This window comes from Bradyrhizobium sp. Ken64, from assembly GCF_055807555.1.
This window is the reverse complement of the sequence record NZ_JBVVPA010000009.1, coordinates 90700-105339: the sequence shown is the minus strand read 5'-3', so window position 1 is coordinate 105339 and position 14640 is coordinate 90700. Positions and strand designations below refer to the sequence as shown.

Sequence of the window (14640 nt, the reverse complement as noted above, 5' to 3'; positions counted from 1 at the left end):
TCCATATGGGGATTGAAATCCTTCGCGACTACCGCGACGCAATCCCCGGTATCAAGTGAGCTGGACTGTTTGAGCACCGCCGTCCCCGAGCCTGGGTGTTGCGGACCTCAATCGCATCGACCATCGGGAAGAAGTCTTCCACGTCGGCTTTGAAACGAACTGCACGATCGCCTTGCCGTCACCCGATCAATGGCCGGCGCCATTCAAGGCCTTCAGCAAGCTGACACTTGTGATCCGCACGGAGGCGTGCCTCATTGCACACTTGTCCGGACGTCGAGTGCATCGAACTGAGAGATCACACAGGGACGCGCATCGTACGAAAGCGCCCTTATCCGTGACGGCGTCCCGGTCTGAAGTCGCCGACAAGGTGCCACACCGCCGACTTCACCGACCACCCCGGCCGACTTTCGCCAGCCAAACGCCGGATTGACGGTGACGCCTCATGCAATGCAACTTCACTGAACTCTCAGGCTAGCTGCGCGAGTCTCGAAAGCATCATCCCGGATGGATGCTGTCCGGCAATTGCGCCCGCTGTCGCACGCGGGCTATAGTCCGGCGGGACCCGCATCGCCTGGGTCGCTCTGGAGATGATTAAGTGGTCTATAGGGAAGCGCGGAAATCGTTCGTTGTGAGTTTTCTTTTCACAGCACGGCGATTGCTTGGAATTGCGACATTCGCCCTCGCGCTTACGCTGCTCGCTCCCAAGCTTTTTCTTCTTTTTGACAATCCGAAGGGGGCCAGTTTCTCGGCAACATTGCTGGACGCGCGCGACCTTATTCTCAAGAAGGCATCACCGCTCCTTCATCATTACATACCGACGAACATTGCCGGCGCCGATCGATCTGACTGGATTCTGATAGGCCTGGCGATCCTCGTTACTTTCACGGTTGGATCTTTGGCTCAAAGGAGCCAGCACTCGTTCAACCGCGGCCTGCTTAGAGCCTCTGCGCAGGAGTGGCGCGAGAAGGAGGGTGTGAAACCGGGCTCCGCCCTCGACAAGCAGCTGGAGAGCAAACTGAGAGTCGCGGAAAGCGATAACGCGGTAAACCGGCAAGACCTTTTGAAGGTGTTCGCTGAAACGAAGAAAAAACTCGATTCATTCGGACGAGAAGTTGCGTTTCTGGCGGTTGATGTCGTCGGATCTGCCCAGATGAAAGCCGGCGAGGATCCCGCGTCGGTTCAGTACGACTTTGCCGAATACCGAAAGCTGGTGGAGCGCATATTCCGGGCCCGCGGTGTCTTGAAGACGGCCTGGACACCTGACGGGGTCATGGCCTGCTTTGCTCACGTGGAGGACGCGTGCCAGGCCGGCAAGGACGTGATCAAGAGCCTCAAGGGGTTCAACCGGGACGTGAAGATTTCGAAGGCCGATTATTCTGTCCGCTGCGGCGTCAACGCCGGTCTCGTCTATTTCGACGACTCGACCCCACTGGAGACCATTTCCGACAGGGTCATCGATGTGGCCGGCCATATGCAAAAGCACGCCGAGCCCAACACAGTCCTGATCGCCCGAAAAGTTATCGAGCCCCTGCGTCAGCTCGAAGAATTTACCCACACGAGCCAAGTCATCGACGGGTATGAGGCCAGTGTATGGCGCGATTCGGCAACCGTATAACCCGCTCGTCTGGCACCAGCTGCTCCCCTCCGGCGTGCTCATTTTTCGGGTAACATTTACCCTGTATTGCCAATGCTTTGTTTTCCCTTCATGATTGCCGAAACATCATTTGTCTGAAGGGCGGGCTCCGTTTAAGCTGGTTCCCCTAAATACCGACAGATAATTCGGCCTTGTGCGGCGTGTCGACCGCACTGGCGAGTCGATTTTGGGGCTTCGGACATGCATCTCCCGCATCGGGACGAGTTTACGCGTTCTATTCCTGTTCGAACCTTTCTCGTCGTCATCGGCACCCGGCCGGAAGTCATCAAGCTGGCGCCGGTTATCCGGCGCCTGCGCGGCACAGGATGGGCCAACGTCAGGGTCGTAACCAGCGGTCAACAGAGCGACTTGCTTGATCTGACACTGGCCGAATTCGGACTCATACCTGACATTGCAATCCGGCACCGTGGGACCTCCCTTAGCCCCGCGCAGACCGCAAGTCGACTTCTCGGCAGACTGGATCGCATTCTCGAAAGCGAACAACCGGACTGTGTCATCGCGCAGGGAGACACAACCACGGCATATGCAGCCTCGGTTGCCGCATTTTACCGAAAGGCACCCTTCGTTCATATTGAAGCCGGATTGCGGACCCCCGAGCTCGACGCGCCCTTCCCTGAGGAATTTCATCGGCGCGCAATCGCCGTTTCGTCAGCGCTACATTTCGCCCCAACCTCGGCAGCGGCTCAAAACCTGATCAATGAGAACGTGCCGAGAGACAAGGTGTTCGTGTCAGGCAATACGGTGATTGACTCGCTCCTGGAAATCGCCGCCACCAGGCCGCCTGCCCCGCCGGAGTTTCAGGCGAGACGCATGATACTGCTTACTGCGCACCGCAGAGAAAATTTCGGCACGAGATTGAGGGACGCTCTCACGGCAGTGAGAGCTTTTGTCGACCTCACCCCGGATGTTGGCGTCTACTTCCCTGTCCATCCGAACCCGAACGCCCGCGAGGCGGCCATGGAGGTTCTCTCTGGTCACCCTAGGATTCACCTCGTTGAACCCCTCAGCTACCGGGCCATGGTCGCGGCCATCCAGAATGCCTGGTGCGTCGTGACGGATAGTGGGGGATTGCAGGAAGAGGCTCCGGCCCTCGCCAAACCGGTCCTGGTCCTGAGGGACGTCACCGAACGTCCGGAGGCAGTCGCGTCGGGCGTTGTAGAGCTCGTGGGGACCTCTCGCGAAGCAGTCTTCAAGTCGCTCCACGAGCTAAACAAAACGCCGGCAAAATATACGAAGATGGCGCGCTCCGTATTTCCGTATGGCGACGGGCACGCCAGCCGCCGAATCGTCGAGGTCCTCTACCGGTATTTCGTGACTGGCCAGGACCAGAAACCAGCAACAATTGCTCCTCTTCGGCATGCATCCTGACTCATGGCCAATCTGACCGCCTATCTTCCGTGGTATCTTTATTCGGTTGAGATCATGCTGCTCGTGGCGGGCATCATCATTGTTGTGTCCAGCTTCGACGATCTCGTGGTGGATGTGCTGTACTGGACCGGGCGGCTGTTCGGCATCACGAGAACCAGGGACTTGCCCGACGTAGAGCTTCTCGAGCAGCTGCCGGAGCGGCCAATCGCGATCATGATCCCATGCTGGAAAGAGCACGACGTTATTTTTTCCATGCTGTCTTCAAACTCCCGGCTGCTTCGCTACCAACAAGCTCACTATTTCGTCGGCGTCTATCTCAACGATCCGCCGACCCAGGATGAGATCCGAAAGGCGCAGAGCCTCTATCCGAACATTCATATGGTCCTGGTACCCCGGGATGGTCCGACCAGCAAGGCAGACTGCCTGAACCAGATTGTCTCGGACATCTTCATGTTCGAGGCCGAGAAATCGATCCAGTTTGCCGGGGTCGTCATGCACGACTCCGAGGATCTCATTCATCCTCTCGAGTTGAAGCTCTTCAACAAGCTCGTCGATCTCTACGATTTCGTTCAGCTGCCGGTCTATTCGTTCTCTCGCCCCGTTCTGTCATTGATCGGCGGCATCTACATGGACGAGTTTGCGGAAATGCACACCAAAGACCTCGAGGTCCGGCAACGCATCTCCGGCGTCATCCCCTGCGCGGGCGTGTCCGCCTGCTTCAGCCGCGAAGCGATGCTTCATCTCGTCGACCAGAACCAGGGCGAAGCGTTCCGCGTCACGTCCTTCACCGAAGACTACGACATCGCCTTTCGCGTTTCGGAGCTTGGTTTCAAGTCCGCCTTCATCGCCTACCCGGCGAAGTACGCCATCGACATCGATATCGATACCGGCAATCCTGGCATCCTCCACCGGAGCCTTCCGATCGCAACGCGTGAATTCTTTCCCTCCGCGCTGGAAGCAGCGTACCGGCAGCGCGCCCGATGGTTGCTGGGGATCGTCTTTCAGGGAACCGAAGAAATCGGCTGGAAGGGCAAGTTCGGCACGAAATACTTTCTGGCGCGCGACCGAAAAGGCGTGATCACCAGTCCTGCGGTCATGCTTGCCTACTTCGCCATGGCGAATTTGATTTTGTTCGAAGCCTTTCGCTGGTATCTCGATCCCAATAACGAACTTTCTTACACCATCCTGTCGTCAGATTGGGCGAAGACGCTATTTTGGATGACGTTCGGCTTCCTCATATGGCGGTTGCTGAACCGCATGATCTTCACCGGCATGATTTACAATCTGCGCCATGCTCTTATGTCGGCGCCACGGCTCATCGTCGGGAATTTCGTCAATTTCTTTGCCACATGGCGCGCTGTCCGCATCTATACAAGCCACCGCGTTTCCGGCCGGCCTCTGGTGTGGGACAAGACTTCACATTCCTATCCCATCCAGATGGGCGAGTTGGAGCTTCCCACTTCGGACAGCGAGCTCCCGGGCGGGGCGGGTACGTCCTAGCTGTATTGGAGGGCGGAACGATTCGCCGAACGCCGGAGCGGACAGGTCTGCTCGGTGGGTCCGAGTACCAGTCGCAACACCGGGCGCACGGCAAATAGTACGATACCGACTCCGATGGCCGCTAGCTGCAACTCAGGGTGAAGGACGACGGCAACGAGAACGGCCCAGCCCAGCGCGATCGCGCAGATATCAAGAAACTGACCGCGTGACTTGGCCGCCCCGACGAACCCCTGGTCAAGCGCCGAAGCGATTGCCGCGAGCCCATCGACAGCCTCACGGCTCGGAGCCGCGGAAAAGTCAGCTGAAAATCCATAATTTGCAGTAGACATTAACGCCCCCGTCGTCAGCCTCTTGCGGGCTCCCTGGGGGCTTTTTGACATGCGAGCTGTTTCGCGCAGCTCAAACCAAATAATACAGTTTTATCTACCTCCCGGGTTCCACCCGGCTATCGCCTCCCTTTGGCGGGATGGGCAACGTTGAGTTAACAGCATCAGCTTGAACCGACCCTGCCCGGCGAGGTCGGCCAAGAAATCAAACGCCGACCTCCGGGATGCGTTCCGCGCGTCCTCGTGGTTTGCGACATCTTTATCGATGGAGATGATTGAGGCAGACTTGCTCTCGAAACCTCGGCATCAACGCCATCTCTGGCATGCCCGTCAGTTCATCTTCCAGAATATTACATTTCGATCGTTCATTGCCCTCGCACCAGTTTTCCGGCGTGGAGCTGACGGTTCCTACCCGGAGATGAGCTCGAACGAGCCCGGTTGCGTTCGAGGCGTGCTGTCGCTCGATGATGTACGCGCAGCAACTCGCGCGAACTCTGATGCCGATCATGTCCCAAAGATGTCTCTCGTGCGGCAAATTTTGCTCACAAATCGATTGTGGCGAGAAAGCAAACATGTTGCCTAGTCTCTGATCACAAAAGCTGACAATGGATTACGAGTAAGTTGCAGGAAGGCCACAAAGTCGCGCGTTTCTTTTCGATAAAACCCGATGAGAGTGACTCGACGATAGGATGATTGCTACGCTTGAGCGCAGTAAACGGATGGCGTGAGGTGATAGTGGCAAGCGAAACAAGTAGACCATCGATTCAGATCGGCATTCATCACGCCGTGGCGCTGGCCCTTGTCCTTGTGATGATGACCGGCTGCGCTGGTGTCATTCCGATGGACGCACCGGATGCCGCTGCCGTTCACGAGAATGCCGCCATCATCACGGCCCCATCCGCACCGCTTCCTTATGTCCTGATGCCGGTCAATCCGGTCGTCCTCACAGCGTCGAACGCGATCACCAATGCGACAGGCATCTCCTTCGCTTCTGTACCGGGCGGGCACTATCGTGAAGCGCCCATTAGCGTGGGCGACATTCTGACTGTTACCGTCTTTGAGGCACAGGCGGGAGGTCTTTTCATTCCCGGTGAAGCCGGCGTCAGGTCCGGCAATTTCGTCGACATTCCGCGACAGCAGGTTGATCAATCGGGAAGCATCAACATCCCTTACGCCGGGTCAATCAGGGTCGCAGGGCAAAATCCGCGCGCGGTGTCAAATATCATCCGCGACCGCCTCAAGGACCGCGCAATCGAGCCGCAAGTCGTCGTGGCTGTCGCCGAACAACGAGGTAACCAGGTCAGCGTGCTCGGAGAGGTCAATGCCCCGTCGCGTTTCCCGATTGACCCGGGTGGACTGCATTTGCTGGCGGCGATCGCCAAGGCCGGCGGCCCCAAGTTTCCGGACTATGAGGTCACCGTCACTCTCAAGCGGGGAAACCGGACTTACACGCAGTACGTTTCGAGCGTGGTCCAGCGACCTTCCGAAGACGTGTTGCTATCCCCGGGAGACGTCGTTTTCCTGACCCGCGTTCCGCGGGTATTCATGGCCTTCGGGTCCACACCTTCGCCCGGTTCCATTGGTGGCACCAACAATCGTCGCTTTACCTTCGAAAATGCGGAGATGTCACTGGCTGAAGCCTTGGCCAAGGCTGGCGGTCTCGACGGCAGCCGCGCCAACTCAAAATCAGTTTTCGTCTACCGTTTTGAGCCCAGGCGACTGATGGAAAGCGTTGGCCTCAATGTAGCTGGATTCCCGACAATTGAGGTACCTGCCGTTTACAAATTCGATATGAGCAAACCTGACGGCTGGTTCCAGGCAGATTCGTTCAGAATGCGTGATCACGACGTGATTTCGGTCGCAGAATCTCCGTCAACCGAATTCATCAAGATCATGGCGCCGCTGGACGCGGCCACAACCAATGCAGCAAACATAAACTCCATCGTAACCGCGAGGTAGTCTGACGGACACAAGACCAGGTCGGCCCCCAAACCTGATGAGGGATGGAAACACACACCATTGGTATAGCCGTCCAATTGAGCAGTTGGCTCGTTTGCAATGGGTTCTGTGACTTCCGAAACTGCCGTCCGCGCCGGCCCGAAATTGATGTCCAAGTTCATGTTGAAGACAAATTGAAGCATCGACTTCAGCCAATCTTAGAGCGCCGGCACTAGAGCTAGGGGACGGTTTGGAGTCCCTGAACGATGTTGCTGATAGCAGGTAGTATTTCGACGGGGCTGGTCCTCGGTCTGCGGTACCGAGTCTTCGTCCTCGTGCCTGTTATTCTTGTTGGGGCGGTCGCGATTTGCGCGATCTCGCCGCAATCGCTTTGGCAAGCCTGCGCTTCTGTTGCAACCTTTGCTGTCCTGCTGCAAATCAGTTATGTCGCCGGCGCGCTGTTGAGATTTGCTACCGGCGGAGGAATGATCGCCAACGGCCCAGGCCAGTTAAGCCGCGCCCGACCGCACTGATGTTAGCTTTATCCGCGTCAGGACACGCGCGACGGCTTGGGATCTAATGAAGCCGCCAAGGCGCTCAAGGCCGAAAATCCGGGAACCGGCTCTGCATGGCCACCTTGACGAACCTGAAGTGGGCGATCGCAGTCCCAAGCTCTTTTAGCCGCTTTTGACTGTTTACGATCTCGGCGTCGAACAGGTCGTGATGATGGCTATCGAGCGGCTCCCGATGCAGATACTCGTCGTCGCCGTTACCAAGAGTAACCGCCGCTCGGGCTAACACATCGTCGACCCGCCGGCCAAGGCCCGCCCGCTCACGTTCCGCCGCCTCCAGAGCACCCTCGATAGCAGCCATGATCGCTCCGACCCGATGCTGATCGGTTTCGGCGTCTCGATCAGCCGAGCGCACCCGAAATTCGGACACACCGACACGGCGAAGGAAATTCTGGCTGCGAGCACTCAGAAACAGCTGGAACATGGATGAAATACTCGTTCGAGATCAGCGTTCGAAGAAGATCGCTCTTCTGTGGTTAATGAAGATTTAACGACTAGACACAGACCGCGTGAACGATCCAGTTCCGCCAAGCGCTGTCATGCTTCTCGTAAAGCGCCATCCATCTCTGTTCATCGGGCCCGAGCGCACTCGTGGTCTCTCCGTCCCGATCGCTCGTGCCCTGCCCGCCCTGTTTCCGATCCAAGCCTTCGAATTCTTGTGTTTCCTCGATCGTCAGGCCAATCAGAACCCGCCGACCAACTGCATCAACAAAATATCTTCGGGGAGGCGCGTTGCCTGGAGCAATCATGTTGCAACCTGCGTCAAATACCAAAGTTAATACTGGCTATTGCGTGAAGCCACCTGAACCCAAAATACACACCAGACATAATCTCTACCGTCTACACCCAAATGATGGCGGCGCAGATTACCTGCAACTAGCGCCTTGGCCAAGTCCGCGCAATTCAGATCTCGCACCAAAGTTAAGTACCGGGCCAAACCCGATCAGTCGCCCCGCAGCAAGGCAAGCAGGCTCGCGGCTGCGTCCGGTAAGGTTGAAGAGTTAGCTTAACACCCGGTGTTTGTTGCGAAACTTTCCAGATCTCCTATCCCTCTCTTCACCGGGCTTTCGAAATGCCCAGCCCAACCAAGCAAGCCGTTGAGCATCCGCTTGGCGGCTTTCGTCTTGTGTACGAGAGGATCAATCGAGAAAATGGCACGCAGGCCCTGGTCATTCAAAGAGGATCGCCGGCTCATGGAGCTGGCGAAGTCTTCGATCTCGCTGGAAGATGCAGCAAAACAGCTCGGACGACCACCTGAAGCGATCAAGCGCATGGCGCTGCGGCTCGGCGTTTCGTTCAAGCCAAAGAATGCCAAGAAAGTCTGAGTACTCTGGGTGGACAGCCACCTCCGAACGAGCTCCACTGCACGGCAATCGGAGGCTTCGTTACTTTCTAATCGCCGCCTGAATGGCTCGGATCACGCGTGGCGTCTGTCTCGTTGGGCCGCACGTTGCAATAGCTTGGGCCAACGCCCCACCAAAGACTGTTCATGCAGCAAGCGCTCCTGGCCATCTTCGCACTAAATGCATTTGAGCAATCCCACCGACTAACGAAGCGGAGGGCAACGATGCTACGGGGGACACTTCAAACGCTGTCGCCTCCGGCGCACGGAAGTTCGGCAACCTGCTCGCCCTCGCAGCGCTCGACTGCAACCCCCTACTCCGATTAACGAGCACTGCTGGCCTGGCCGCGCGGGACCCAATCGGGGACAGATAGCTTTAGAAAAAGCCTTGCACAGTTTCGCCGCGCAGTCCTCAAAGGCTGCACAGCACTGGTAGTTGCACCGCCTTAACGATATTCATGCCTTTCGCAGCGATGCCGCCGACGGATTGGTTATGCTACAACATGCGTCGCAATCATCTCATGACGGCAGCCGGACTCTGCCTTGCGCTCATCACTTACGCTACGCTACCCCGGCTGTTAGGAAGGCCCGTGATCGTCGGCCATGCCGAGTCCTATCGGGTCATTGTCATTGAGCGCTTCAGCGTTTACGGCCTGCTTGGCTTTCTCCTGTCCTTTCTGCTGCCAGGTCGGATTGCTGCTGCCTGCTGTCTCGTATTCGCAGTCGCAACTGGACTCGGGCTTGCACAAATGCTGATCCCAGATCACAGCTTCGCAGCCATGGCGGTTCTGCAGAGGGCGGCCGGCGGCATCGTCGGCGTCCTCTTTGCTCAGACAATTCTTGCTTTTCTGCCCCGCCCGACCATCTAACGCCGGCCTCCGCCACGCGGACCATATCAACCGATATCAAGAACAAACGGGGACTTTCTTCGCCATCGGTCCGCAGCTCGGCGATGGCCGCGCTGTGGATGTTCGCGTCAAACTTGTCGCCCAGAAGATCCGCAGCCTGCATATCGCTGAAGGTCCCCGTGCCCTTGATCGGGCTCGACGCCGACCTGAATGCGGGGGCAGTGCCGGCGTTCTTGTCGACCGCGCCGGGCCCATGAAGATCGGAACACGTGCCCGTGTAGGTTACAACCTTCGTGCCGCTGTCGAACCCGGCTTCCGCCTGCCTACCGGTACTCGTGTTCATCGGCACGTTGTTGCCATCCTTGAGCTCGGCCTGCAATTGACCGTTCGCAACCAGCGATTGTCTCGCGACCAGACGGAGCGCAACAACGTCGCACCGGCAAGATGCCAGGGCTCCTTCATGGCATCCTCCGACCGTACCCATTGCCCCCGATCCGCTGTGGAACACTGTCAGTCGCGCAGAATTCCGGTTGAAGGATTATACCGGATCGAAGATGTCAGGAGCGAGCGGCGTGCTAGGCGGCTCCTAGGCCGAGACTCACCTTTCTCGGCCTGAAACCTCCTGACATTTGCTGGTGAGTATCGCGCAATGCAGCGATCGCGTCGTCGAGATCAGGCTCGGCTTCGCGCATTGTCTCGAGGAACCGGGCGATCAAGGGAGCATTCAACTTCACTCGGGTGTTTCCATCACGGCTCCGACGCCGATCCAGCAGCAGGTGCTGAGCCTGCAATCTGGCCTGATCAGCACTAACTCCGCAAAGTGTCCCAAGCTCCTGATAAGTCATCCAGATCTGAGGCATGCCCTGTCCATTTCCTGTTATGGGCCTCAACCTAGGTTGCAGGTTTGAAGGTAATGTTGCGACGGCGCGATCGCGCGACCTTTTCGCGGCAAAATGGTCAATTGAAGTTAAACAAGCGGGGGCGATGAACGCGTGACCCCAATGGAAGAAGTTGACGGGCCTGCGGGCGAGCGGCCCCGGAATGTCTCGTTCCCGAGAAGGAGCAAAATGGGCATTGTACGCTCCATACAGCCGAACAAACCCTGACGTCTTGGATCCTCGAGGCGTTTCTGAACCGACCTGCTTGCAGGCGGACGCGATAATTCTATGCTCCGGATGTTTGCTGCCAGGCGGTCCAATCCCATATTTCAATCGAGAGGCATTTGCTTGAGTTCGCTCGAATTTCCGTCTCTTGCTATGCCGCCGAAAGCTACCTCTTGTGCCGAGAGCCTTTCGAGCGACATATCGTGCTTGAGGCACCACTTCGCCCGCTTGCGCCGCAAAGGACCTGGGTGGCTCTCCCTTGCGCTGCTTGTGCTTTGCGTGAATCTACTGCTAGCAACGGCGGCTTGGATGATCGTTGCGCTCGTTTTGGGGTAAGCATACATGACCGACCGACCGACTGTTCTCGTCACAGGAGGCGCGGGCTATATTGGCTCGCATGCCTGCCGTGCCCTCTTTGCTGCTGGCTATCGGCCCGTTGTTTATGACAATCTCACAACGGGTCATCGCGGCTTCGTTACAGGGGAGCTGGTGACGGGCGATCTGCTCGATGGCGCGACACTGGCTCGCACCTTTGCCGATCACAAAATCGCGGCGGTGATGCATTTCGCGGCGGCGAGCCTTGTCGGCGAGTCCATGAGCGACCCGCAGAAATACTATATCAACAACGTTCAGGGCACGCTGTCACTGCTCCAGGCGATGCGCAACGCCGGCTGCCGCCGCGTCGTATTCTCCTCGACCGGCGCAGTCTACGGTAGTGCCGATTCCAAGGCGCTACGGGAGGACTTTCCCTGTTCGCCGATCAACCCATACGGTGCTTCGAAGTGGATGATCGAGCGCATGCTCGCCGACTACCGTGCAGCTTACGGCTTCGGCGCATTCTGCTTGCGCTATTTCAATGCCAGCGGCGCCGATCCGGCAGGCGGCATCGGCGAATTGCGTGAAAACGAGACGCATCTTATTCCCCGTGCGATGATGGCACTGCAGGGGCATGTCGACTTCGCCGTGTTCGGCGACGACTACGACACGCCCGACGGAACCGCGATCCGCGACTACATCCACGTTGCCGATCTCGCTGCTGCCCATGTCGCGGCTTTGAAGCTGCTGGAATTGGGGCATGCCGGCGGCAGCTTCAATCTCGGCACCGGCTCAGGCTTCTCGGTGCGCGAGATCCTCACTGCCATCAGGCAGGAGACCGGACGCGAGGTGCCGCATGTCGTCAAGCCGCGCCGCGCCGGTGATCCCACCTATCTCGTCGCAGACCCCTCGGCCGCCCGAAAAGTGCTGGACTTCGTGCCGCGACATTCCGATCTGTCGACCGTGATCCGCACCGCCTGGGCCTGGCACCAGAAGGCGCATCCGCTTAAATCAACCGGATAACCTGGCTCAGGTGCAGGCTTAAAGCTCGCACCTGGAAGCACTTATACAATAAACCGAGAGCTACCGGCGAATTCAACCGCAAGCGATAGCACGGGCGGCATGTCTACAAGGCCGTCGATTCATTTCATCGCATCTCGTGCTGCTATTTCTTCCATACGACCGAGCTCCTCAATGTCGCCACCTTCGCGTCTTCGAAGGTCGCATATCGAAGCGTCGCCTCGACGGTCCGCGCCTCGTTGAATGCAGCATTCCATTCACGCATCTCAGTCGCAGCGCAAGCACCAGTACGTCGGCTGGCATACATCGGACATTCCAGCGGTGGCCCCTTTCTGGAGGATTCGACTCATGAGATCAACACGCCCACGTAGCTGCGAGATCAGCGCGCTCAGCCATAGCTTTCCCTGTGATGCCTGATCAGGACATTTCTTGGATGTCTGCCTCGACCTGAAACAGCGCCTCGCCCTGGGCAGGCCCTTCCGCGTTAGCGGAGGAAACCACTTGCCCAAGCACGCGCCTGCCCGGCCCGTTCCGGATCTAACTCGGGAGTCAGAAAGCTTATCTGCGATCTCGGTTTTGGGCCCCTAACGTCAGGTCAGCAGCCAAACGGCAGCGGCCTTAACTACAGGCCCAGAACCGCAACAACCGACACGTGAGGCGTCGGGTTATTAAAAGTAACGGGGCCTGCAGGAGCAAGCGCAATGCACACGACTACCGCAGTATTCTTCGTCCTTGCTACGGCGTTTTTGTTTAGGTTCCTAGTTGTTAAGCCTCGCATCGATGCTTGGCTCGACGGGTAGAACAACATCTTGATGCTGCTTGCGACCTCGTGGTCTAGCCGGGCCGAGTTTTCGCGGGCCGGCTTTCCAGAATCAACCTGCCCGCGCGATATCAAGCTTGATCCGAGAGTCCGGTTGTCGACGCTCACAAACTAGCGTGCTCAAACCGTGCTTTGCCCCGATGGGGCCCTCATGGCGGAGCCGGCGCGCCAACATATTCGGCCGCGTCGGTCCGTTCATCGGCGAGAGCAGCAAGATGCGCAAACTACTTTTGATCGCGTTCGACGTGTGCATCTGGACCGCACTGATTGCCGCCATCGTCACGACGGTCGCGCGCCTCGGCGCGCACGCGAAAGGGCTCCGTGAGCAACCAACGGCTCCTACCCCCGCAAAGTCAGCATGAGCTTGCTCGCGGCGTTCACGTGGGCGCTCCTTGAGCTTGGCCGTCAATCACCACTTCTGACGATGCGGTGCAATATTCGCTGTCATGACACAAGTTGATCGCGAGCCTGGACGGCCTGGGCCCGGATGCCGAGGCGGATGAGAGCTTTGCCGATCCTCAACTTGCAGCGTAGAGTTTCGCGACGGTTCGGAGAGCCGGCTGGACAGCGGCCTCAAAGCTCTCGGATGCGCCCAAAATACATTCTCTCGTTTGCTCAACGGATGGATCGGCAGCGCGACTCTGGTACCGGGACAAAATACCGTATTACGCAGCGGCCTCGTCCAGCTCTGCATGCCGAGAGGACGCGTCACAGCGCGATCGCCTTTCAAGGCCGTCAAGCCGCCGAGGAGCTTGATACACCCGCACTTCGACGCATGTTGAGCACGCTGCCGTTTGTGAACTGGATCATATCAGAGCCCGGAAATCTCCGGTACGAGGTTCACCGGGGGCTTCGAGCTTTCCACCCGGATTTTGACGCGCCGGCCGCAGCAGTCACCTGCTGCAGCGTTCGTGTTCACAGTGCTTTGCGCCAGAGTCAAGATGGCCGCCACCGCAATTTATTTATCCAATTTGCCTGGATTTATCGCGACTTTCTGATCGCCATGGGAGGATAGTAGTGCCCAAAGAAAATTGCCTTGTCGTTCATGCTGCCGGAAGACAACTGGACCTCCTGCGCGGCGAAGCTTCCCGCATCGCCAAAGGCAAGAATCTTGATTGGTGGATCGATCGCGCGGAGGTCGGAACCCGTTTTTGCTTCGAGGATGCGAAGGCAAAGGAGTCGTTCGCTCTCGTTTGTGACAATTTCGGTATTGCTTGCCGAGACGTGTAGCCACGGTCGCCACTACAAGCGGGCGCCATTGCGCCAATTACGATGGCAATTCAGCGCCAATCCGGCCCCCGTGCCTGGAGGTCCGCACCTGGTCCGGAGCACGGGAGCCGAGCGCTTCGGCGCCGCCGCCGATAGCGGAGCCTTGTAGCACGCCCTTGTGCGAGACGAAATAGAAGTCGGCGAGTGTGTCAGCTGCCGAGCAGCCATCGTCCCGCGGTGGTTTGAGGTAAGTCATGTGCTCCTCCGCCAGCCGCAGGCGGCAAACCATCATGAAGTCTCTTTTGAGATTGATGATTGAATGTGCGAATTACGTGTGTCGATCGCAGGCACGATCGCGAAGAGGCGTCCCGCCGGTGAGGTGCGGCGTATGCAAAGCCGGTGACAAAGGAAGTCGCGTCCACTAGCGAGAAGCGCGGACCTGTTCTCCAGTTTTGCACGAAGCATTTCGTAACCTCGGCGAAATCCCTGGAAACACAGGAGCAACGCGTGGCGCCGAGGTGCCCTACAGGCAGGCAGCGGCGTCCCGCAGCCGCTTATAACTGCTGCGTTGCCCGCATCTGCCGCTTCTAATTCGCCTTCTCAGTACCACTTCGACAACGTCGCG

At 58.0% G+C, this 14640-nt stretch carries 12 protein-coding genes; 9 read left to right on the top strand and 3 right to left on the bottom strand.

From position 1 onward, the window contains the following. The first annotated feature begins 595 nt into the window (after positions 1–595). The 5 genes from AC0L2F_RS17255 to AC0L2F_RS17235 all read left to right on the top strand — a co-directional run bounded on the left by AC0L2F_RS17255 (position 596) and on the right by AC0L2F_RS17235 (position 7319). The gene (locus AC0L2F_RS17255) at positions 596–1615 is read left to right on the top strand and encodes a hypothetical protein (RefSeq protein ID WP_473249169.1); all 1020 of its coding nucleotides are present in this window, start codon (positions 596–598) and stop codon (positions 1613–1615) included. Positions 1616–1834: 219 nt separating this feature from the next. Further along, positions 1835–3022: a non-hydrolyzing UDP-N-acetylglucosamine 2-epimerase gene (wecB, locus tag AC0L2F_RS17250; RefSeq protein ID WP_063993699.1), complete on the top strand. Its 1188-nt coding sequence runs from the start codon at positions 1835–1837 to the stop codon at positions 3020–3022. Between the two features lie 3 nt (positions 3023–3025). Beyond that, on the top strand, positions 3026–4522 hold the full coding sequence (locus AC0L2F_RS17245; RefSeq protein ID WP_063993700.1) for a glycosyl transferase family protein: 1497 nt from the start codon (positions 3026–3028) through the stop codon (positions 4520–4522). 1061 nt (positions 4523–5583) lie between these two features. Then, a complete protein-coding gene (locus AC0L2F_RS17240) occupies positions 5584–6807 on the top strand; it encodes a polysaccharide biosynthesis/export family protein (RefSeq protein ID WP_473249168.1) in 1224 nt (407 codons plus the stop codon). 245 nt (positions 6808–7052) lie between these two features. Then, entirely contained in the window at positions 7053–7319 is a 267-nt protein-coding gene (locus AC0L2F_RS17235) for a hypothetical protein (protein WP_156526833.1), read from the top strand. 64 nt (positions 7320–7383) lie between these two features. Here AC0L2F_RS17235 and AC0L2F_RS17230 read toward each other — a convergent pair whose 3' ends face one another. After that, on the bottom strand, positions 7384–7782 hold the full coding sequence (locus AC0L2F_RS17230; protein WP_027516158.1) for a hypothetical protein: 399 nt from the start codon (positions 7780–7782) through the stop codon (positions 7384–7386). A gap of 685 nt (positions 7783–8467) precedes the next feature. On the opposite strand from AC0L2F_RS17230, the gene AC0L2F_RS17225 reads away from it, so the two are divergent. Next, positions 8468–8683 (top strand): hypothetical protein, encoded by a 216-nt coding sequence (locus tag AC0L2F_RS17225; protein WP_156526834.1) that lies wholly within the window; start codon positions 8468–8470, stop codon positions 8681–8683. Positions 8684–9290: 607 nt separating this feature from the next. Then, on the top strand, positions 9291–9569 hold the full coding sequence (locus AC0L2F_RS17220) for a VanZ family protein (RefSeq protein WP_473249167.1): 279 nt from the start codon (positions 9291–9293) through the stop codon (positions 9567–9569). A 554-nt stretch (positions 9570–10123) separates the two neighbouring features. Here the strand turns inward: AC0L2F_RS17220 and AC0L2F_RS17215 are convergent. After that, positions 10124–10408: a hypothetical protein gene (locus AC0L2F_RS17215; RefSeq protein WP_473249166.1), complete on the bottom strand. Its 285-nt coding sequence runs from the start codon at positions 10406–10408 to the stop codon at positions 10124–10126. A 585-nt stretch (positions 10409–10993) separates the two neighbouring features. Here AC0L2F_RS17215 and galE point away from each other — a divergent pair. Then, positions 10994–11989 carry a UDP-glucose 4-epimerase GalE gene (gene galE / locus AC0L2F_RS17210; protein ID WP_063993704.1) on the top strand — a complete coding sequence of 332 codons (996 nt, stop codon included), beginning with the start codon at positions 10994–10996 and terminating at the stop codon, positions 11987–11989. 1834 nt (positions 11990–13823) lie between these two features. Then, positions 13824–14036, top strand: a complete 213-nt coding sequence (locus AC0L2F_RS17205) for a hypothetical protein (RefSeq protein WP_084462212.1) — start codon at positions 13824–13826, stop codon at positions 14034–14036. 37 nt (positions 14037–14073) lie between these two features. On the opposite strand, the gene AC0L2F_RS17200 is transcribed toward AC0L2F_RS17205, so the two are convergent. Then, positions 14074–14271, bottom strand: coding sequence for a hypothetical protein (locus AC0L2F_RS17200; RefSeq protein WP_156526836.1), 198 nt, complete (start codon positions 14269–14271; stop codon positions 14074–14076). Between the last annotated feature and the right edge of the window lie 369 nt (positions 14272–14640).

What these genes read in the sequence shown, in the direction of transcription:
- AC0L2F_RS17230 (WP_027516158.1), bottom strand. Translation starts at nt 7,782, where the DNA reads ATGTTCCAGCTGTTTCTGAGTGCTCGCAGCCAGAATTTCCTTCGCCGT.
- AC0L2F_RS17215 (WP_473249166.1), bottom strand. Translation starts at nt 10,408, where the DNA reads ATGCCTCAGATCTGGATGACTTATCAGGAGCTTGGGACACTTTGCGGA.
- galE (WP_063993704.1), top strand. Translation starts at nt 10,994, where the DNA reads ATGACCGACCGACCGACTGTTCTCGTCACAGGAGGCGCGGGCTATATT.
- wecB (WP_063993699.1), top strand. Translation starts at nt 1,835, where the DNA reads ATGCATCTCCCGCATCGGGACGAGTTTACGCGTTCTATTCCTGTTCGA.
- AC0L2F_RS17235 (WP_156526833.1), top strand. Translation starts at nt 7,053, where the DNA reads ATGTTGCTGATAGCAGGTAGTATTTCGACGGGGCTGGTCCTCGGTCTG.
- AC0L2F_RS17200 (WP_156526836.1), bottom strand. Translation starts at nt 14,271, where the DNA reads ATGACTTACCTCAAACCACCGCGGGACGATGGCTGCTCGGCAGCTGAC.
- AC0L2F_RS17245 (WP_063993700.1), top strand. Translation starts at nt 3,026, where the DNA reads ATGGCCAATCTGACCGCCTATCTTCCGTGGTATCTTTATTCGGTTGAG.